Below are 20827 nucleotides of genomic sequence, written 5' to 3'. Positions count from 1 at the left end.
CCTCCTAATCAATATCTAACAATTCGTCCTCGCTTGGCGAGAATACCTGCAATTCTATTTTGGTCGCCATACCTTCTTTGGTATCCAAAACCTTCATCGCAAAATTTTCAAATTCGATTTCACGTCCCTTGCGTACCTTACGAAAATTGTTCAGCTCATACACCCATGCCGCAAAGCTGCGTGAATTTGTTTTCGGACAATCCTGATCATCAATATATGTATCAAAGAAATCCTTTAAGGATACCTTAGCATCAATCATAAAGGTATGATGCCCGATTTCTACAACATGGTTGGGAAGCGTATCATATTCATCATAGATTTCACCGACAAGCTCCTCCAACACATCTTCCAAGGTAACGATCCCCACAAACACATTGGAATTGTTGCTCTCCATAACAATTGCCATGTGCTCACGACTTTTTTGAATATCCTCCAATACCGATGGAAGCTTTTTACGTTGTGATACGCGTGTCGCAGGCTGCATCAAATCCGCAATAACGATTTCTTTATCTTCCAACAAGGCATCAAGTACATCACGTACACGTAAAATACCTACAACCTCAGTTGTTTCATAAGAGATAATCGGCAATCTTGAAAGCTTATGCTCCTTCAATACCATTTTTAATTGTTCAAAGGTTGCATTGTCATACAAAAACACTACGCGTTCTTTCGGAACCATAATATCATGAACGTTTTTATCATCAAATTCGATCACACTTTCGATAAGTTCACGTTCTTCCTGTTCAAGCACGCCTTCTTGTTCGATCGTTGAAACAATCTCCAACAGCTCATCTTCCGTTGCTGTTACATTTTCAACATTCATTTTCTTTTCAAAATGCTCTTCGATTTTCTCAACGACGATACTGATTGGTCGAAATAGCCACACAAGCGCAGATAGAGGAGTTGCCATAAGCAGTGCAACACTGTCCGCTTTCGCTTTCGCAACAATCTTCGGAGTTACTTCTCCAAAGCATAGAATTAAAACTGTCATAATACCGGTTGCCACCGCAACACCCGCAGAACCGAATAATTCCATAAACAATTCTGTCGCAATAGAGGTAGCAAGAATATTCACAATGTTATTTCCAATCAAAATTGTTGTTATCGCAGCAGTAAAGTTTTTGGATATGCTGTATGCTTTTTTCGCTCTTTTATCCCCACTTTTCGCTTTCTGCTTCAAGCGAATGATGCTTACGGAAGAATATGCCGTTTCCGTTGATGAGAACATTGCCGATAAAGCAATCAACACCAATAATACAATAATTAACGCTATTTGCGACCCGTCCAAGTAAAACCACTCCCTTTAATCGTTTGCCTAAATCATCACTAGCAGACGTATTCGCCTTAGCATTATTATAAACGATTTTTTTTAAAATTCAATCACAATGCCAACAATCACCTCGTTGTTTTTTTTCCATAATTTCTCAATTGCTTGGATAGGTATATTTTTTTACCATACGCTCACAATAACAACAGGAGGTAAAGAAAATGAAAAAATCAAAAAGTAAAAGCAATGAAAAGTGCCGCTTTGTCGCAGCTCGCAAAAATTCCGATGGAACCTTAAGCGAATTTAAAGACAACAACGGCAAAACCTATGACTATGAACAAGCATTGGAGGCTGTTGAAAACGGCATGATTGAAAACGCCATTCCCTTTACCGGACGTGATGGCGCTCGTCATATCCGCGGTGTCAATGACGGAAATGAAAAAACAAATTTAAAAAATCTTGAAGAGTTTTAGAAAAGAGTCTAAGACAAATGTACTTCTTACTCGCCAATGAGTAAATAAACATAGGGATTTCCTAATACGATTGCATAGATCAATCCGATAAGAAATCCCTTTTTAATGCTTTTATTTTATAAAGTATCGTTACTCTTCCTCCAGTTCTTTGATTTCAACAGCATCATAGGCAAGTGCATGGCGATATTGCTTAACCTGTCTGTAACAATAAAAGCCAATCAATACCAGCAAGATAGTGTTGATTGCAACAATGCTCATTCCCATGAACTGCAATCTTACAATAAGTGCCTTAAGCGTTGTGCAGGATAGTGCTGATAAGCTCACTCCTCCACACACAAAAACCTCTATAACCAATAGGAGAAGTCCCGCAAATGTTGCTCTATGCCTTTCCAAAGTACGATAACATATCACAGCGAAAAAGACTGCAACAAATTCCAACCAGCCGATGCAGCGAAGCATACTGATCACGATATTTCCAAAAGTAAGAGATGGCATCGACATAGCCTCCAATACCAATCTGGCTAAATATGTCCATGTGATATACGGCATATCCAAAAGTGCAAAAACATTATCATAATCCTTCACCATACACAAAGAAACCCCTAAGATTATATATGTAATCGCAATGCTTCCAAACACTGCAAGCATCAATATTAACGTACCATGATATCGTTTGTCCTTTGTATCCATGAGCGAATCGAAAAAGCGACTCATACCTCCAGCCAATCCTCTCCTTTGATTACCTCTACATTGGATAAGCCCGGATAATCCAACTGACGTAATACCTCATATACAATGATTGCGGCACAATTGCTTAAATTTAAGCTTCGTGCCTTTGCTACCATTGGCAAGCGCATGCAATGATCCAACTGATGCTTTAAAATTTCCTTTGGAATTCCCGTACTTTCCTTACCTAAAATCAAATAAATATCCCCGACACAGCTTGTAAAATCAAAAGCGCTTGGTGCTTTTTTGCCATAACGAGTCATATAATAATAGTTTTCACTAGGATTTTGGCTTGTAAATTCCTCCCAATTTTTATACACACGATAGTCCAAGTCCTTAACATAATCCATACCTGCTCTTTTCAGATGCTGTTCATCTAAGGAAAAACCAAGTGGTTCAATCAAATGCAAAACCGTATTGCTTGCCATGCAGGTTCGCATGATATTCCCTGTGTTCTGTGGGATTTCCGGTTCATATAATACAACATGAAGCATTTTAGTTACCTTCTTTCATATAGGCAATAAGCGCCTTGATTGCACGTCCGCGATGCGATACTGCATTCTTTTTTTCTTCATCAACATTGGCAAGTGTTGTTTCATAAGGAGGATAGTAGAACAAAGGATCATAACCAAAGCCATGCTCTCCTTCTATATGATCTGCCACCAAGCCCTCTACAACTCCTTTAAACACAGCCTCACTTCCATCAGCTTTAACATAAGCCAAGGCACAGACAAATTGACAGCCTTTATCCTCCTTATCTTTACAAAAATCAATGATATATTGGTTTTTAATAGCATAAGAGGTGTCTTTTCCCATAAAGCGTGCCGAATAAATTCCAGGTTCTCCATTCATCGCATTAACTGCTAAGCCACTATCATCGGCTAATACTTCGATTCCCAAAAGCTGATGAATGGCCCTTGCTTTAATAAGCGCATTTTCTTCAAAGCTTGTACCGTTTTCCTCGATTTCTATAGGCTCTTCTAGATCCAAAAGACTCATAACCTCATATCCAAGTGGCGCTAGCATCACAGAAAATTCTTCCACCTTATGCGCATTGCTCGTCGCCAACATAATTTTTTTCACAACGACTCCTCCTTTATGATTTATCTTATCTATTTTACCAAATTCATAAAAAATATGCTATAATTCGCTTGGTGATTTACATGAATTCATTAAGCCTTTTAGATAAACTGCTAACCGATTCGTCCATTCATATCCAAGCCCTTGATAAAGGACTTACCAACCATAATTATCTGCTTACGATGGGTGAGGAAACATTTGTTTTACGCATTCCTCGTGAAGATGCTTCCCATATCGTTTACCGCCATCACGAAACCTTAGCTCTAGAAGCCATTGCCAACAGCGGTATTGATGTAGAAACTCTTTACTATGATGAAATCAGTGGCTATAAGGTAACCCGTTATCTCGCAAATGCCAAAACCTTTGAAGAATATCATAACCCAGATGCCATAAAGCGCTGTGCCTTGCTGATGAAACATTTTCACTCCCTACATAAAAAAATCGGTGTTCGCTTCGACCCGATTGCCCGTTATCATTCTTATAAAAGTAAAATACAGCACCCACTTTACAACCTTGTCCCCTTTGAAAATATACTCAATGACATTCAAAAGCTTTCCAACGAAGAAATTCTTTGTCATAACGATTGGGTGGGAGGCAATATTTTATTTGATGGTGAACAAACCTATTTAATTGATTATGAATATGCCGGTGATAATGACCCGCTCTTTGATGTCATGTCTTTCTTAAGTGAAAATGCCATTCACGATGAAAACTTACGAAATATTTTTTATAAGTATTATTTTGACGAACCAAATGAAGCTGTTTTCCATCAGCTAACCCTATGGGAATGCTTCCATAATTTATTATGGTGTGCTTGGGCAATGCTGATGTGGCAGCATCGCCAAGAAGAAATCTATCAAAATATTGCGGCAGAGAAATTCAATGCTTTATGTACTACGTATCAAAAGCTATACAAACACAAATAACATTCGTCGAATACCACATGATAATGAATAAAAAAATAGGAGATTTCCGATTCGGTTGCATGAAACAGCCTTAATGGAAATCTCTTTTTAGTAGCTATCCTAAAACATGAAGGAATCCAAATAAAGTACATTTCTTCCTATTTCTCAGCGTTTTTAACCGCTTCTTCGATTCCTTTGATAAACCCATCAATCGCAATCGTACAGCCGCTTCGTACATCATCATTGGTTGCTTTTCCTTCCTCATTAAGCTTAATATCTTTGATTCCCTTTTTCTCTACATAGTTTTCAAAAAAGGCAACCTGCTCATACCATTCCTTTCCGATAGAACTTGCTTGCTTCATTTGATAATCCTCTTTCAATTCTTTCTTCGTTTGCTTTTTACCCTCAACTGTTTCATCAATATCGACATTGCGAAGCTTTCCATTCACCAATTCAACCTCTACCGTCAGCTTTTCTCCGTTTTCGTGCACGATTTGGGCTTCACCATGCTGCTTGGCTTTCTTTTCCGCATTTTGACAGCCAAATAAACAACAGGCAGCTATACATAAAAACACTAACTTTTTCATCTTATTCCGTCCTTTCGTTTGTTATAGCATGCCCTATTATTTACTAAATATACTAAAAAAGATGCATTTCGCATCTTTCTTACTTAGCGTTCTCAGCAGCGTTGTTTACAGCTTCCATGATTGTTGTCAGATTGATTGTGCAACCTGCTAGAACATCATCACCTGTTGGCTTACCTGTTTTCTTATCTAGTTCTACTGCATCGATACCGTTTTCCTTGATGTAATCTTCTAAGAATTCAATCTGTTCGAACCATTCTTTTTGAATACCACTAGCTTCCTTCATGTTGTAGTCGTATTTCTGTTCTTTTTTAGACTTTCCTTCTTTTGTTTCATCAATGCTGATATCTACAACTTCATCACCCTTCATTGTAAGGGATACACTTACTTTGTCGCCGTTTTCTCCAACAGCTGCAGTTCCTTCACCGCTAACTTCTTTTGCATCATTGCTACCGCAACCAGCGATTACAAGAGCCATCAATAATAATGCAGATAATTTTTTCATAATACCCTCCATATCTGTATCTTGATTACCAAAAAAGATTGTATAGTAAGTTACATGAAATGTCAAATGATTTGTTTATATTTTTAGAATATAAGCAGCTTCTCTGCCTAGCTTATACATCAAAACTGCATAACCGCGTGAATAGCACGTTTCCAGCCTGTTAATAATTCTTCACGCTGGCTTGCTTCCATATTTGGCACAAATTCATGCGAAGCTTGAAAATGGCTGCAAATCTCTTCCTGATCCCTCCAATATCCAACTGCAAGCCCTGCTAAATAAGCAGCACCTAAAGCAGTTGTTTCACTAATCGTTGAACGTATCACACTTGCTTGTGTAATATCACTTTGAAATTGCAACAGATAATTATTCAGACTGGCTCCGCCATCGACCTGCAAGCGTTTGATTTCAAGCCCACTATCCTCCTTCATAGCATTTAATACATCGTTGGTTTGATAAGCGAGAGCTTCCAAGGTTGCACGAATGATATGCTCCTGCTTGGTGCCTCTGGTTAACCCAAACATGGCTCCCTTTACTTTTGGCTTCCAATAGGGTGCACCAAGTCCGGTAAAGGACGGTACCACATATACACCTGCACTATCATCAACAGCAAGAGCTCTTTCTTCGCTCTCACTGCTTTTTTTCAAGATCTGCAAGCCATCACGCAGCCATTGAATCGCCGCTCCGGCTACAAAAACACTTCCCTCTAGCACATAATCCGTTTTTTTGCCAATTCGCCAACCGACCGAAGTAAGCAAGCCGTTTTGTGAATGAATAATATGTTCTTTGGTATTCATCAACAAAAAGCAGCCGGTACCATAAGTATTTTTCACATTACCTGCCGCAAAGCAGGTTTGTCCAAATAAAGCTGCCTGCTGATCACCAACCAAAGAAGCAATCGGAATATCCACATCAAATAAGCCGCTGCACATACCGTAAACTTCACTCGTATCACGAATTTCCGGCAACATACAGCGTGGAATATTCCATAGCTTTAATAATTCATCATCATAATCTAGGGTATGCAGATTCATAAGCATCGTCCGTGAGGCGTTGGATACATCAGTCATATGACATTTTCCCTTGGTAAGCTTCCATAACAGCCAGCTATCCATCGTACCGAACAACAGCTCTCCGTTTTCTGCTCGCTGCTGTGCACCCTCTACATGATCCAAAAGAAAACGCAGCTTACTGGCAGAAAAATACGGATCTAACAACAAACCGGTCTTTTCCCGAATCCACGCTTCCTTTCCCTCTTGTTTTAATTGCACGCAATAGGCATCACTTTGACGCGACTGCCAAACAATCGCAAAAGAAATCGGCTGTCCGCTTTGTTTATCCCAAACCACACTTGTTTCACGTTGATTGGTAATTCCAATAGCTGCAATCTGCTCCTCACGAATACCTGCCTTTGCCACAGCCTCAATCATTACTCCAACCGTACTTGCCCATATATCATTTGCATTTTGTTCTACCCAGCCCGGTTGTGGATAATAATTTTCCAATTCCTTTTGCGCTACTGCGATCATATTGCTATCCTTATCAAATAAAATCGCACGTGTACTTGTCGTTCCCTGATCAATTGCCAAAATATATTTCTGCATAGCACTTACCTCTTTGCCTTTCTTTTACAAAACGCTTGATAATTTTCAAAATCAGAAGCCCTATACTTAGAAATTATCAGCTTTACATTTATTATAACATTTATAGGAAAGCGTTTTCCGAAGAATTGAAGAAGTTTGTATTTTGATTTTTCCCTAAAAAAGCATAACAGTGTGTAGCTTATGATACATTTAAGTGAATATGAAAAAGATATTACCACTCTATATTGTGGCAATATCATTTTCCAGCTTCTTTAACGGTCGAATATAATGTTTATTCATATAAAGAAAAATTCCTGTGGCACAGCCTGCCGCCGCAACCTCCGCAAGTGGAAAGCTTATCCAAATACCATTCAATCCCAAACATGTAGACAGCATATAAGCTAGTGGCAGCGTTAGTCCGTTACGTAATAAAAATACTGCTAAGGAAGGCAATCCCTTTCCCATCGACTGAAATAAGGTTGGCAGAATATAGCCTAAAACTGCCGGTATAAATCCGATAGCTATGGTGCGCAGAGCTCGAATTCCGATTTTCAGCATTGCCGCATCGGCTTGAAAGATCATCAAAAGCCATTTCGGTGCTAACATAAAAAGCAATGTTCCTATAAGCATGATTCCAAAAGCAATCCATAGACTATATTTCAAAGCATCTTTTAAGCGTTCCACCTTCTTAGCGCCATAGTTAAAGCTCATAATCGGCATAGCCCCCTGTGTCAGTCCGGATACCGGCATAAACACAAAGGTTTGCAGCTTATAATAAATACCGAACACCGATACCGCAGCGTTGGAAAATGTAATCAACAAACCATTCAAACCGACAACAAGCAGACTAGCCAATGCATTCATACAAGCGGTTGGCAAGCCGACATTTAAAATCTTACGAATGGTAGGAAAAGAAAAGTGAAATTTGCGTACATCGGGGCAAATTTCTTTTGTTTTCACAAATAGAAAATAAAAGGAAAGACTCATCGAAACCAATTGTCCCAGGATTGTCGCAATGGCTGCACCGGCAACCCCCATACCGGGAATACCTTTGAAACCGAAAATAAAAAGCGGATCTAAAACAATATTTACTACACACCCTAAAGCCTGTAATGCCATGGGAACCTTCATGCTTCCGATTGCCTGAAACACCTTCTCCAAGCAAATGTGAAAAAAACAACCAAAACTAAACATCACATTGATAAACGTATAAATACAGGCATCATTGTAAATACCGACATCTGATGTATAAAGGGCAAAAAACGGACGAATGGCAACAATCCCTACAATGAAAAAGATCAAATATGCTATTAGTGCTAACAACAAGCCATGCATCACGGCACTTTTCGCTTCTTCAACATTTCGCTCTCCCATCTTTCGGGCGATATAGGAATTAACACCGACTCCGATTCCAACCGAACAAGCAACAATCAACGTTTGAATCGGAAATGCCAATGAAACTGCCGTTAAGCCTTCTTTGGAATAAGCTGCTACAAACATACTATCCACAATATTATACAAAGACTGCACCAGCATGCTTGCCATCGGCGGAAGCGCCATACCTACAAGTAACGGGAATACTCTTTCATTCCCCATTTTTGTTATTTTTTCCATACTTCATTACTCCTTAAAAAAACCTCCACTTGTCTATTTTAGAATCAGAAAATAGAAAAATGAAGGCTGAATGATATGATTATACAATATTAGAAAATATTACGCAATGCTTAGCTTACAGTTTCGCCTGTCGTAAACAAAGCTTTATTTCCTGCAATGCCTGTTCCATATTTTCAAGAGAAAGCGCCGCAAAGGAAAGTGTCAGCTCCTGCTTTTTTTGTCTTTGATTGATACGAATCTGTCTTTGTTTACAAAGCCGAACCACTGCCTCCATATCATAAGCTTCCGTAAGTACAATGTGATACTGCAAAGCGCTTTCTTCCAGTATTAGCTCTGCATCGGGAAAATAAATATTCAAGAAATGCTGAAATGCAGCACTTTTTACTCGATAACACTTTTTTAACCGTTTGATATGTCGCTGCAAATGCCCATCTAAGATGTAGCCTGCCAATGCCAGCTGCTCCACCTTAGAGGCCGTTGGACTATAATATTCCTTACGCTTTTCATAACGGGCAAGTAGCTCTTTATTCAATATCATATAGCTGATACGCAAAGAAGGCAGCAGCAATCGAGAAAACGAACCGATATACAATACTCTCCCTGCCTCATCAAAGCTTTGCATGGCCGGTACCATACGTGTTTCATAATGCAATTCCCCATTATGATCATCTTCGATTATAAAAGCTTTTTTATCCTTTGCCCATGTCAACAGTTGTTTCCGTTTAGCAACCGAAAGCGGCTGATACTTAGCTCCATCAGAACGTGCATGAACATACAGTACATTTACAGGGCTTTGGTATAATGCTTCAAGATTAATGCCATCTTCATCACTTGGAAGTGAAATGATTTCTATACCATAGTCTTGGCAAACACCCTGCAAAGGCAGAAACATCGGCTCACACATTCCAACCACACAAGGCTTTGAAAGCAACCCAAACAACAGGTAACAAAGAGCTTGAAAGCTGGAAGCAACTACAATTTGTTGTGGCTGTGCCAATGCCGCACGCATCGTAAAAACATATTGTGATAATGCCATACGCAGCTGCTTTTCTCCCTGTGGATCACCATAGGTAGCAATGCTGCTGCTTTGTTCCAATATATCCTTTATATATCGTTTCCAAAGCATTGTATCAAAGGTTTCAAAATCAATGCTTTGTGAACATAGATCATAGCGAATAGATGGTTTATCAAGCGGTTTATCGGCTAAGATTTCTGAGCGCAGAAGCAACTGCTCCTTGCTGGTATCCACAAAATAGCCACGTTTGGCATGTGCTGTGATGATGCCATCGACAAGCAGCTGTTCATAAGCATGCTCGATACATGTCTTAGAAACATGATAGTATTGTGCAGCCTTACGAATACTTAACAGCTGATCTCCCTTCTTCAAATACCCCAAACGAATATCCATGGCCAACTGATCTGCAATCTGTTGATAAAGATACGAATGTGCTTTTTTTTCAAAATTGGTTATATTCATCTTCATCTTATCACCCATCACAGTATAGCATATCTGACCTGCTATTTTTATTAAATTCTGTATATTTTTCAACATACAGATATTTGTTAGAATACAAGCATAAAGGAAGTGATGAAATGAAACAAACAAAAACATACGCACTGATTATCAGCGCACTTGGAATGGCACTTGTATTTTTGGCTACCTATTTGATAAAAATACCTAACGGAATTCAAGGTTATTTTAATTTAGGTGATGGATTTCTCATGCTTTTTGCCAGCTTTCTAAATCCTTGGCAAGCATTTCTTGTAGGCGGTGTCGGTAGTGCACTTGCCGATATTGTCGGAGGCTATGGCATATATGCGCTACCTACCCTATTGATCAAAGGCCTAGAGGCATGGATAATTGCCTATATTTGCCAGCAACGCAAAGCTCTGCGTCTACTCAGTTATTTTCTTGCAGGAGCTGCCATGATATTGGGATATTTTCTTGCTGACAGCTTGATCAACGAAAGTTTTTGGCTGGGCTTTAGTGGCATGTTTGCCAATCTTTTACAAGCGCTAATCGGTATCGCAATTGCCTGCTGTGCCTATCCACTGCTTGCTAAAATATGGAAAAACGATAAATAAATATCAAAAAAAAGTCCACTAGGACTTTTTATGTAGAAAGCAGGTTGGTTCATGATCGTTAATCACACCAACTGCTTGCAAATAAGAATACATGATAATCGTTCCAACAAAGCGCATACCGCGAGTCTGCAAATCCTTTGCAATACGATCGGAAAGCTCATTATGTGTCCTTCCTTCCTCATATTCATAGATAGTCCTATGCTTGCTAAATCCCCATAGATAATTAGCAAAGCTTCCAAATTCCGCTTGAATTTGCAAAAATACCTTCGCATTTTGAATAGCTGCTTCTATTTTGCGTCGATTACGAACGATGCTTTTATCGGCTAATAGCTGTTGTATCTTAACTTCATCATAGGCGGCAACCTTATGCACATCAAATCCATCAAAGGCTTGACGAAAGCTTTCTCGCTTTTTTAAAATTGTAAGCCACGACAAACCGGCTTGAAACGATTCTAAAACCAGCATTTCAAAAAGCTTTTTATCTTCATGAACCGCAACTCCCCATTCCTCATCGTGATAGCGTACATAAATCGCTTCCACATCGCTTGCCCAACGACAGCGTTTTTTCTCCATAAGCACACCTCTTTCCTTCTTATCCTATACAAAAAAAGGACATTTTTCAATGCCCTCGTACATTTAATTTCCTCCCGGACCATCTTGGCGCTTTCGCTGATCCGGATAATACTTTAAATTGTTGTTGGTCCACTGGTTGTTACCGGCACTTTTTTCGTTTTTTCCTTTGCATTCCTTCATAAGTGCTGCTTGTTTTGTCTTTTTATTCATACCATCACCTCAAAAATAGTGTGTGCTATTTCTGCTTTGATATGTACAATTTATGAAAGCTATAACCCTTTACCAGCTTCTTATTTTTCAACCACACAATCCAACACCTTACCAATCGGATCATGAATCACAAGCTCTGCCCGCAAATCCATTGTCGTTGCATCACGATTGATCAGCACCAAATGTTTACCACGAAAATATTGCAGCAAGCCGGCTGCCGGATAAACGGCTAAAGAAGTCCCCCCAACGATCAAGGTATCGGCATGAGCAATATCATAAATTGCTTTATGAATCGTTTCTTCCTTCAAGCCTTCTCCATACAACACCACATCGGGCTTAATGATTCCACCGCACTTAGGACATCTTGGAACCTTCGGCTGCTGTTTTAAAATATCCTCTAAGCTGTAAAAGGTATGGCATTTCAAGCAGTAATTACGATGCACACTGCCATGGAGCTCTACTACCTCCTTACTTCCGGCAAGCTGATGTAAGCCGTCAATATTTTGCGTAATAACAGATTGCAGTTTTCCTTGCTTCTCCAAACGCACAAGTGCAGTGTGTGCCGGATTAGGAAGGGCATTGGGATAAAGCATCTCATGAAAATAAAAGTCATAGAAAGCTTCCGTATTCGCATAGAAAAAATCACTGCTCAGCATATATTCTGCCGGATAAGGATACGTTTTCTTTTCATAAATACCATCGGCGGAGCGAAAATCCGGAATATTACTTTCCGTACTGACCCCTGCACCACCGAAAAATACAATTGTCTTGCTTGCTTGAATGATTTCCTTTAGCTTTTCATACATTGCCCTGCCCTCCTAGCTGTTTTCTTTTTGCGTTTCCTTAGCTTCTTCTGCCTTATCTGCTTGTTCCTTATGTTCTTCCTCTTGACTGTTGATTGGCTTCTGTAATGTAAAATCATAGCTATCTTGAATATGATTAAACTTCCAACGAAGATTCATACTTTCCGGAACCTGCTCCTCCTTCTCCCACGTAAAGCGATACTTGGTTATTGCTTTGGTGTACGTACCTTGATTTTCCTTTACCGTATCCATGTATTCAACCTTCGGAGCTATGGAATTGCTCATACTGGTAATTAAGATTTTCGGCACCTCGACGGGATTACTTGCACCATATACATACTCCAAGGTTACCTCCACCACTTCATTTTTACGTAGAGCTGTTTGCTGGGCTGAAATAAGATAATCTACAAAAACGGTAATTTCCTTTTCTATCACTTTTCCACTTTCTAAATTCAAACTAAGCTTTAACACATTGTTTCCGGTTGGAAAAGCAAATACATTTTGGATAAACTCATAATAACGATTGTTTGTAACATCGATTGGATTACCGTCATTTAAGGTTAGATATACGCTTGCCACCTTATCCTTTGCTTCGCTGTAATTCCATTGAACATATAATAAATTCCCGCTTTGCAAGCGTTGATAATCACCGGTAAAGCTTGTGATCGCAGTTGTTTCTTCACTTGGCTTTTGTACCTCTTCTTCCTTATTATCCTCATTTGGCAAAGCTGATTTATACCATTTCTGCACATCATAAACAACCAAAGCGGCAGTGATTATGATCATAATTGCTAGCAATGTCATAAAAAACTTATTTTTCTTGATAAAGTCTTTCATGCTATGACCTCCCACAATATCTATATGTATTATACGAGGTTCTTAACGAGAATGCCAGCCATACGTAAAAAAAGAACGCCGATATGCGCTCTTTTCTATGTCTTATTTACTAGGTACTAGCGGTACCACGATACCATCATAAGTTTCATCAATGTAGTTTTTCACTTCTTCAGTATTCAATACCTCAATCAAATCCTTGATTTTCTGTGAATCTTTATCCTCTGCACGTACGGCAATTACATTGGCATACGTAGTAGCTGCTTCACTATCCTTAGCTTCTGTAGCAAGTACCTTATCGGAAAGCTTAGCATTCAAGGCATTATTTCCGTTAATAACCGCATAATCCACATCTTTGATATTGGTAGCACATGTTTCTGCCTGTAATTCTACAATTTCAATATCTTTTTTATAAGATACGATATCCTTTACCGTTGCCTTAATACCCAAGCCTTCTTTGATTTCGATAATGCCGTTCGCAGCTAATAGCTGAAGCGCACGTCCACCATTGGTATTATCATTAGGAATGGCAATCTTATCGCCGTCTTCTAATTCATCTAAGCTTTTCTTATTAACGGAATAAATCCCAAGGGGTTCAAAGTGAACATCAAATGCCGCAACCAAATCAGCCCCTGCATTTTCTGCCCAATCAATAAGGTATGGCTCATGCTGGAAATAGTTAGCATCTAAATCGCCATCTTGCAATGCCTTATTTGGCATATTGTAATCATTAAATTCCTGAATGGTTACCTCATAGCCTTTTTCCTCCAAAGCCGGAACGACTTGCTTCAAGATTTCCGCATGCGGTGTCGTACTGGCACCAAGCTTTAAGGTTTTATCCTCTTCCTCAGCTGATGAACAGCCTGCTAAAAGTACAACTGCTAATAAGCCTGCTAATAGTTTTTTCATAATGTGTTCTCCTCTCAATTGTTTTACTGTATTTATCCTTCGTAAATATCCTTTACGTAAATACCTTGTTAATGGGTTTTCTTCTTAATTAAATAATTGCCGACTCCTTGTATAATGACGGTAATAATCAAAAGTACGATAACCGAAGCATTGGTAATATCATGATTAAAGCTGTTATAACCACGCCGTATCGCAAAATCACCGATTCCTCCGCCACCGATGCTTCCGACCATGGTAATAAAGCCCAATAGGGAAATCAACGTAATCGTCGATGCACGAATAATCGCCGGAATGCTCTCTCTTAAATAAACGCGTGTAATAATTTCCCAAGGCGAGCTTCCCATCGCCTGACTTGCTTCAATCAAGCCATGATCGACCTCCGCAAGTGCACTTTCAATTTGACGTGCGAAATAAGGAATCGTCCCGACAATCAATGGAACCAATGCCCCTTTTACGCCAATACTTGTTCCTGCCAGCATGCGAGTTAAAGGGTCGATAAAGGCTACTAAGATAATAAAGGGAATGGAGCGAAAGAAATCAATGACCTTGGCAAAAACACCGTAGATCAGCTTATTTTCCAAAATACCTCCTCTGCGTGTTACGATTAACAACACTCCAAAGGCAGTTCCGAAAAAGAAGGATACAATTCCCGAAATGCTGAGCATGATCATAGTTTCTTGAATTGCTTTTAAAAATTCGGGAAAGTTTTCCATCAAATTCGGCATCAATGAGTTTAAAAATTCCATCATTGCTTCATCACCTCCACTCCTACTTCATATTTTTCTAAGTAAGCAATCGCTTGGTCAATGTCCTCATGCTTTCCGCTAAAAATAACTACCAAATCTCCAAGCGGAGAACCTTGTATGATTTCCACATTACCGAAAACGATGTTGGTATCCACATGGAAATTACGGGAAACTTCTGAAATCAATGCCTTTGATGTACTGACACTATCATAATTCAGCTTCACCAAGCGCTGTCCTTTCTGAATATCCACAACCGGAGAATGCTCCTCGACCAATTCATACACATGAGAGATACTGCTTGTCGTCGCGATAAAGTTTTTGGTTATTTTCGCTTTCGGGTGAGAGAATACCTCCAAAATAGGTCCTTCTTCCACAACACAGCCGTTCTCCATGACCGCAACCTTATCACATATATCCTTAACAACAGCCATTTCATGCGTAATCAAAACAATGGTAATTCCCGTCTTTTCATTGATAGACTTCAGTAGCTTCAAAATACTTTTGGTTGTCTGTGGATCCAGTGCACTGGTTGCTTCATCACATAATAGTACTTTGGGATCATTAGCTAGTGCGCGTGCGATTGCTACTCGCTGCTTCTGCCCACCGGATAACTGCGAAGGATAAGCATCTTTTTTATCCTTCAAATCAATCAACTCCAGTAATGACAATATTTTTTGTTCCTGCTCTTCCTTGGAAAGCTTACTTCCTTTCAGTGGATAGGCGATATTTTGATAAACAGTTCGCTGACTCATCAAATTGAAATGCTGAAAAATCATACCGATTTTCTTTCGTTCATTTCTTAGCTCCTTTTCATTTAAAGACGTCAATTCCGCCCCATTGACAAATACCCTACCCTTTGTCGGTCTTTCCAAAAGATTGATACAGCGAACAAGCGTCGATTTTCCGGCACCGGAAAATCCGATAATCCCGAAAATTTCTCCATCTTGGATTTCCAATGTAACATCGCATACGGCATGCACATCTGCATCTTTGGTATTGAATGTTTTGCTGATATTTTCCAAACGTATCATACAGTTCCTCCCTACAAAAAAAAGCTCTCACCCCTTAGGACGAGAGCTTGTGCTCGTGTTACCACCTAAATTCATCAATTTCTCACGAAACCGACCTCTTCAAGTACGCCTGCATCACAGGTTATACTCTATCGCTGTAACGAGCGAACACGTCATAGCCTACCCATTCATCGACCATGCAGCTCCAAGACCATTTTCAACAGTCAGTTTCTTTGTTCTCTTTCACCAAATAAGAACTCTCTTTAAAAGGCTTCTCTGTTTACTCTTCTCTTCCATGCCATTTTGTTTATATGTGTATGATACTCTTGTTCAAATGTAAAGTCAAGAAAATTTTTATGAAAATTTTTGAAAATATCATTGCAGCTTATATTTTAACTTATAGGTCTTGCCTTCACTTTCATCATCAAAGCATTCTGTATAAGAAAGCATAATTTTTTTCGCATCAAAGCTAATAATAAAAACAAGCTTGCCTCGGATTTTTTCCTGCGGCTTCAAGGCATATTCATCTGTAAATTGCTGTGCATAGCCAAAATAATCCTCAGCCGCAAAAGGCCCCTCCTGATCAAAGGAAATCATAAAATCATCTTTATACATCGTTAAAATCTCGTTTGTTATGTTCGTAATTTCCAAATGAAGTACCAAAAACTGAGCATTTTCCTCCACGATAAAGGCTCCAAGTTCCTTCCCCGGTAATTCAATATCAAGCAATTTACAAGTAAAAAAAAGCGTTTGAAATTCGTTCACCATTGCAGGATTGGGACAATAATCCTGCGTTAGCAGCTTATTTGTCCGATCAAAACTTTGTTGAAGTATTTCCATTGTATTCACCTCTTACTATATAGTATAGGAAAAGACAAGCGAATACTGTCGAATTTTATACCAATAAGCTTGGATAAATGCGTACTCCTTTGTGTATGATTTGAGCAATTTGATCTTGATCCAAAGAATAGAAAAAAGCATGGATATTTTTTGCCGATAACACAAGAATGTTCGCACACATTCCCTTTTTCAACATACCGAGATGATCTAGCTTTAAAGCCTTCGCCGGATAAAGCGTCAGCATTTTTAACAGCTCATAAGCCTCTAGTTCTTCCTTCATTACCAACATTTGTGCTGCCAGCATTTGATTTTGTAAAGATACTTTCTCATCAGCACAGCTTAAGCAGGGAAAAGTAGGTAGCTGTAACTTATCCTGATGCATTTGTTCAATCGCATAAAAAACAGGGAGCTGAAAATCTTTTTTTTGCGGCTTTAATACATGAAAATGATAGTCCTTATAAAAAGGTTGTGGTATCGCTTCCCGCATTTGAATCGTCAGTGTTCCATGGCGCATATAACGCATCAAAAACGCATGTAATTCCAAGACATGACTTCCTTTTTGCATTACAAAACGAGCATCTGGTTCGATAAACGCCGGTATGGCAATATGATTACAAGCATCGACAATACGGGTATCCTTATCCACAAAGCTCTGATAGCCTCCTCTTCCGATTGCCAAAATTTCATCATGGTGAATAGCAATATATCCCTTGGAAAGGACATAGGGCTTACCCTCTTTTTCTTCCATCGTATAGATATGCCTTAAGTTTTTTATTAGTAATGTTGCATATTTTTTCACAGCACAAGTCCTTTCTCCTTCTTTTTATTATAAAGCATTTCGCTAAGAAAGAAATAGCTTTCCTTGTTTTTCATAAAAATTAAGCGTTTTCTTATCTTAGATATTGCTATTCTTACAAGCATTCTCTTGCCGTCTCCCAATCAAAAGCAATTATTCTGTGCTATAATATAAAAGAAAAAAGGAAGTGAAGCTATGTTCGAAAAATTAAAAACACTTTTTCATCGCAAGCAGATTGAAGAAAAGAAAGAAATTCAACCACCTGTTATCATCACCATTCATGGTTATGGACGACGCTGCAAGCATGAATTCGATAATTTAAAGCTATGGGGTGAAAAAGACGGTTATGAAGTCATTACCTTCGATATGTATGATCTATTCGATGAATATGACTGCAATCCCAAAAAATGGGTTGCCCGTGCAAAGCAACAAATCGATGCTTTTGCTAACAGCAATCGTGATATTTATTTGGTCGGCTTTTCCATGGGCGGTGTCATTGCCAGTTATTTGGCAACGGTATGTAGAATAAAAAAATTGATCCTACTAGCACCCGCATTTCAATATATTAACTTAGACACCGTAACCGATGCAATCATGAAATCTTATGCTTCGCTCGTCGGTAATGAAAAAAAAGATGAAATTCCGATGCCGAAAAGCTTTTATACCGCCTTTACGGAAATCGTTAAAAATCATAAGCATTTCATCGAAGATGTTCCATGTCCTATCCTCATGCTGCATGGCGATGAAGATGAGGTCATTTCCTATCGCAGCTCCATCAATGCTTTTGACAAAATCAAGCACTCTCAAAAGAAGCTTATTTTGTTACATGGCGGACACCATCGCTTGTTAATGGACGAGACGATAAATTGGGAATGCTATCAAATTATGAAGCTTTTCTTTGATGATCACATTTTACAGGCTGAACCAATCGAACAATCAAAAGATATCATGGACGAACTTTTAAAAAAATATCAGGCATTGAAAACCGAACAGGGATAAACCTTTCCAAAGGTTGAAACCTGTTTTCTTTATACTTTTAACTTCCTTTAAAAATACGATTGTAACATCTTCGCACTTCTATATAAATTATTATATTTCAAAAAGAAAACAGCCTGTTCTTCAACAGACTGCTCCTATGAATTATTGCTTATGTTCAATATTTCGTGTATAAAACTTTTCATATACATTGATAAAGAAATTAGCTTTGCCATTTCTTAAATAGCGTACAATCAATACGGTTAATAAAAGTCCAGCCACCGTAGCACACAGCATATCGGTTATCGAATCATGCACTCCCTGGGTATAATGATTGATAGCATCATTATTGAAGAATACCAACAAGATATATTCATAAAACTCCCAGATCAGTGCAATCCCCATATTTACCGCATTGATAAAGATTAAAAATAAGGTCTTATCTTCCTTGGTTCGTACTTGATTGCTATGGCGTATCGCAAAAAATAAAATCACCGCAATCATCAAACCGAAAATTCCACTGCAAAAATGAAGTACCTTATCAAAACCGACATAGGAATACCAATGATAGCTGCTTCCTACCAAGGACGCAAAGTACATAAAAACGGTAGATAACAAATAGATTTCATATACCGGCTGAAAGCGAAACAATTTAAAAATGACCGGAACGATCAATGGCGTAAAAATCGCAACACAGCTCATGCCTAAAGTTCCATAATCTTTAATACTGAAGTTGTGATACAGCGCATAAGCCAATGTAATCACATAAATAGCGGCACAAACTGCCAATATTCTTTTTAATCGATGTTCATACTTACTATTTGACATGCTTAACCTCTTCCAACATAGATAACTTCAAATCCAATAAGTTTTTACTTAAATCAACGTAATAGGTCTGTGGATATTCAAAACGTTGAATTTCGTCCCAAATATGCGTAAAGGCCTCCTTGCTATGCTCACGAATTTCCTCTAAGCTTGGGGCATCATATACCAGCTTTCCATTTATAAAAATCGGCTGCAATAAGTCCTCAATTACATAGGTACCGCCTAGAATCGTCTTATTTTTCCAACTGTTCATTTGATGATAAATCGTCAGATCCTGATCAATGTCTATTTTTTCCCCATGCAATGTCATAAGATCACCAAGTGCCATACCGCTTTCCTTATCATAAATACGATACAAATCCTTATAACCGGGATTGGTTACCTTTTCAACATTTTCACTAACCTTGATTTTCGGAATATTCTTTTCACCTTCAAACACAGATGAAAGCTTATAGACACCACCGAAAACAGGAGTGGATTTACTGCAAACCAGATTTTCTCCGACTCCCATGCTATTGATCTGTGCACCTTGGGAAATCAAGGAGGTAATTAAATACTCATCTAAGGAATTTGATACGACAATCGAGCAATCCTGCATACCTGCTCCATCAAGTGCCTTGCGAATCTTCTTTGATAAATAGGCAATATCACCACTGTCAATGCGCACACCGGCTAACCGATACCCATTTGGCTCTAGATATTGCTTTGCGACCTTTATCGCATTCGGTAATCCGCTATGCAGTGTATCATACGTATCCAACAACACCGTACAGCTTTCCGGATAGGATTGTGCATAGGTTAAAAAGGCTTCGTATTCACTATCAAACGACTGCACAAAGGAATGCGCCATGGTTCCTAAAACCGGCATTTTGAATTTTTGACCGGCATAGGTAGTCGCCGTTCCCGCTACTCCGCCGATATAGGCAGCTCTTGCCCCAAAATTAGCAGCATCAAAATTATGTGCACGACGTGCACCAAATTCCATGATTGCTCTGCCACCGGCAGCACGTACAATACGTCTTGCCTTTGTCGCAATCATCGTTTGATGATTCACACACAGCAATAAGGCAGTTTCAATTAATTGTGCATCAATCAGCTTCGCCTTAACACGAATCAGCGGCTCATTAGGAAAAACCGGTGTTCCTTCCTTTACCGCATAAATATCACCGGTAAATCGAAACTCGCTTAAGTATTGTAAAAATGTTTCGCTAAAGCGCTTCAATGAACGAAGATAGGAAATATCCTCTTTCGTAAAATGCAGTTTTTGAATATAACCGATAACCTCTTCCAAGCCGGCAAATACCGCATACCCTCCTTGATCGGGGTTTTTACGATAAAACAAATCAAAGGTTACTATTTTATCCTTCGTCTTTGAATTAAAGTAGCATTGACTCATTGTTAATTCATAAAAATCCATCACCAAGCTTAAATTTCTTTCATCACGAAAATCAAATTTTTGATCATATAGCTCCATTAGATTCCCTTCT

At 38.9% G+C, this 20827-nt stretch carries 24 protein-coding genes and 1 other annotated feature; of the genes, 4 read left to right on the top strand and 20 right to left on the bottom strand.

What is annotated here, in order from left to right:
* Positions 1–4: 4 nt before the first annotated feature.
* Positions 5–1288, bottom strand: coding sequence for a hemolysin family protein (locus EUBDOL_RS08815; RefSeq protein WP_022420356.1), 1284 nt, complete (start codon positions 1286–1288; stop codon positions 5–7).
* 200 nt (positions 1289–1488) lie between these two features.
* Between EUBDOL_RS08815 and EUBDOL_RS08810 the strand changes: the two genes are divergently transcribed.
* Positions 1489–1740, top strand: a complete 252-nt coding sequence (locus EUBDOL_RS08810; RefSeq protein ID WP_004800589.1) for a DUF3892 domain-containing protein — start codon at positions 1489–1491, stop codon at positions 1738–1740.
* Positions 1741–1869: 129 nt separating this feature from the next.
* On the opposite strand, the gene EUBDOL_RS08805 is transcribed toward EUBDOL_RS08810, so the two are convergent.
* Genes EUBDOL_RS08805 through rdgB form a run of 3 tightly spaced genes read right to left on the bottom strand, consistent with a single transcriptional unit; the run spans position 1870 to position 3549 of the window.
* Positions 1870–2454 (bottom strand): hypothetical protein, encoded by a 585-nt coding sequence (locus EUBDOL_RS08805; RefSeq protein ID WP_004800588.1) that lies wholly within the window; start codon positions 2452–2454, stop codon positions 1870–1872.
* Entirely contained in the window at positions 2451–2960 is a 510-nt protein-coding gene (locus tag EUBDOL_RS08800) for a tRNA (cytidine(34)-2'-O)-methyltransferase (protein WP_004800587.1), read from the bottom strand. Before EUBDOL_RS08800 ends, EUBDOL_RS08805 begins: the two co-directional genes overlap by 4 nt.
* Before the next feature lies 1 nt (position 2961).
* Complete coding sequence (gene rdgB / locus EUBDOL_RS08795; RefSeq protein WP_022420355.1) at positions 2962–3549, bottom strand: RdgB/HAM1 family non-canonical purine NTP pyrophosphatase; 588 nt, start codon at positions 3547–3549, stop codon at positions 2962–2964.
* An 80-nt stretch (positions 3550–3629) separates the two neighbouring features.
* Here rdgB and EUBDOL_RS08790 point away from each other — a divergent pair, with 80 nt between their 5' ends.
* Positions 3630–4472, top strand: coding sequence for a choline kinase family protein (locus EUBDOL_RS08790; protein ID WP_004800585.1), 843 nt, complete (start codon positions 3630–3632; stop codon positions 4470–4472).
* 137 nt (positions 4473–4609) lie between these two features.
* Here the strand turns inward: EUBDOL_RS08790 and EUBDOL_RS08785 are convergent, their stop codons facing one another.
* The 5 genes from EUBDOL_RS08785 to pdxR form a co-directional block, all read right to left on the bottom strand.
* On the bottom strand, positions 4610–5038 hold the full coding sequence (locus tag EUBDOL_RS08785) for a hypothetical protein (protein WP_004800584.1): 429 nt from the start codon (positions 5036–5038) through the stop codon (positions 4610–4612).
* A gap of 79 nt (positions 5039–5117) precedes the next feature.
* On the bottom strand, positions 5118–5540 hold the full coding sequence (locus EUBDOL_RS08780) for an FMN-binding protein (RefSeq protein ID WP_022420352.1): 423 nt from the start codon (positions 5538–5540) through the stop codon (positions 5118–5120).
* 119 nt (positions 5541–5659) lie between these two features.
* Entirely contained in the window at positions 5660–7141 is a 1482-nt protein-coding gene (gene glpK, locus EUBDOL_RS08775; RefSeq protein ID WP_004800582.1) for a glycerol kinase GlpK, read from the bottom strand.
* A 219-nt stretch (positions 7142–7360) separates the two neighbouring features.
* Positions 7361–8734 carry an MATE family efflux transporter gene (locus tag EUBDOL_RS08770; RefSeq protein ID WP_004800581.1) on the bottom strand — a complete coding sequence of 458 codons (1374 nt, stop codon included), beginning with the start codon at positions 8732–8734 and terminating at the stop codon, positions 7361–7363.
* Positions 8735–8849: 115 nt separating this feature from the next.
* The gene (gene pdxR, locus EUBDOL_RS08765; RefSeq protein ID WP_218915109.1) at positions 8850–10211 is read right to left on the bottom strand and encodes a MocR-like pyridoxine biosynthesis transcription factor PdxR; all 1362 of its coding nucleotides are present in this window, start codon (positions 10209–10211) and stop codon (positions 8850–8852) included.
* A 116-nt stretch (positions 10212–10327) separates the two neighbouring features.
* Here pdxR and EUBDOL_RS08760 point away from each other — a divergent pair, with 116 nt between their 5' ends.
* Entirely contained in the window at positions 10328–10819 is a 492-nt protein-coding gene (locus EUBDOL_RS08760; protein WP_040463682.1) for an ECF transporter S component, read from the top strand.
* Between the two features lie 18 nt (positions 10820–10837).
* Here the strand turns inward: EUBDOL_RS08760 and EUBDOL_RS08755 are convergent, their stop codons facing one another.
* The 9 genes from EUBDOL_RS08755 to EUBDOL_RS08720 all read right to left on the bottom strand — a co-directional run bounded on the left by EUBDOL_RS08755 (position 10838) and on the right by EUBDOL_RS08720 (position 17543).
* Positions 10838–11392: a DNA-3-methyladenine glycosylase I gene (locus tag EUBDOL_RS08755; protein ID WP_004800578.1), complete on the bottom strand. Its 555-nt coding sequence runs from the start codon at positions 11390–11392 to the stop codon at positions 10838–10840.
* A 63-nt stretch (positions 11393–11455) separates the two neighbouring features.
* Positions 11456–11602, bottom strand: coding sequence for a hypothetical protein (locus tag EUBDOL_RS11490; protein WP_004800577.1), 147 nt, complete (start codon positions 11600–11602; stop codon positions 11456–11458).
* Positions 11603–11682: 80 nt separating this feature from the next.
* Positions 11683–12408 (bottom strand): NAD-dependent protein deacylase, encoded by a 726-nt coding sequence (locus tag EUBDOL_RS08750; protein WP_004800576.1) that lies wholly within the window; start codon positions 12406–12408, stop codon positions 11683–11685.
* A gap of 12 nt (positions 12409–12420) precedes the next feature.
* Positions 12421–13242 carry a hypothetical protein gene (locus tag EUBDOL_RS08745; RefSeq protein WP_004800575.1) on the bottom strand — a complete coding sequence of 274 codons (822 nt, stop codon included), beginning with the start codon at positions 13240–13242 and terminating at the stop codon, positions 12421–12423.
* Positions 13243–13344: 102 nt separating this feature from the next.
* Positions 13345–14148 (bottom strand): MetQ/NlpA family ABC transporter substrate-binding protein, encoded by an 804-nt coding sequence (locus tag EUBDOL_RS08740; protein ID WP_004800574.1) that lies wholly within the window; start codon positions 14146–14148, stop codon positions 13345–13347.
* A gap of 68 nt (positions 14149–14216) precedes the next feature.
* Positions 14217–14897 (bottom strand): methionine ABC transporter permease, encoded by a 681-nt coding sequence (locus tag EUBDOL_RS08735; protein ID WP_004800573.1) that lies wholly within the window; start codon positions 14895–14897, stop codon positions 14217–14219.
* On the bottom strand, positions 14894–15925 hold the full coding sequence (locus EUBDOL_RS08730; RefSeq protein WP_004800572.1) for a methionine ABC transporter ATP-binding protein: 1032 nt from the start codon (positions 15923–15925) through the stop codon (positions 14894–14896). Before EUBDOL_RS08730 ends, EUBDOL_RS08735 begins: the two co-directional genes overlap by 4 nt.
* A gap of 32 nt (positions 15926–15957) precedes the next feature.
* Positions 15958–16209 (bottom strand) — a binding site (T-box leader).
* 70 nt (positions 16210–16279) lie between these two features.
* Positions 16280–16744 (bottom strand): DUF4352 domain-containing protein, encoded by a 465-nt coding sequence (locus EUBDOL_RS08725; RefSeq protein ID WP_004800571.1) that lies wholly within the window; start codon positions 16742–16744, stop codon positions 16280–16282.
* Between the two features lie 55 nt (positions 16745–16799).
* Positions 16800–17543 (bottom strand): amidohydrolase family protein, encoded by a 744-nt coding sequence (locus tag EUBDOL_RS08720; RefSeq protein ID WP_004800570.1) that lies wholly within the window; start codon positions 17541–17543, stop codon positions 16800–16802.
* Positions 17544–17735: 192 nt separating this feature from the next.
* On the opposite strand from EUBDOL_RS08720, the gene EUBDOL_RS08715 reads away from it, so the two are divergent.
* The gene (locus tag EUBDOL_RS08715; RefSeq protein WP_004800568.1) at positions 17736–18539 is read left to right on the top strand and encodes an alpha/beta hydrolase; all 804 of its coding nucleotides are present in this window, start codon (positions 17736–17738) and stop codon (positions 18537–18539) included.
* Between the two features lie 141 nt (positions 18540–18680).
* Here EUBDOL_RS08715 and EUBDOL_RS08710 read toward each other — a convergent pair whose 3' ends face one another.
* Entirely contained in the window at positions 18681–19343 is a 663-nt protein-coding gene (locus EUBDOL_RS08710) for a hypothetical protein (RefSeq protein ID WP_004800567.1), read from the bottom strand.
* Complete coding sequence (locus tag EUBDOL_RS08705; protein ID WP_004800566.1) at positions 19333–20814, bottom strand: nicotinate phosphoribosyltransferase; 1482 nt, start codon at positions 20812–20814, stop codon at positions 19333–19335. The genes EUBDOL_RS08710 and EUBDOL_RS08705 overlap by 11 nt, the downstream gene beginning before the upstream one ends.
* Positions 20815–20827 lie beyond the last annotated feature (13 nt).

The organism is Amedibacillus dolichus DSM 3991 (assembly GCF_000154285.1).
Classification (GTDB): Bacteria; Bacillota_I; Bacilli_A; order Erysipelotrichales; family Erysipelotrichaceae; genus Amedibacillus; species Amedibacillus dolichus.
The sequence above is the reverse complement of the archived record's forward strand: the minus strand, read 5'-3'. Positions and strand labels throughout refer to the sequence as shown.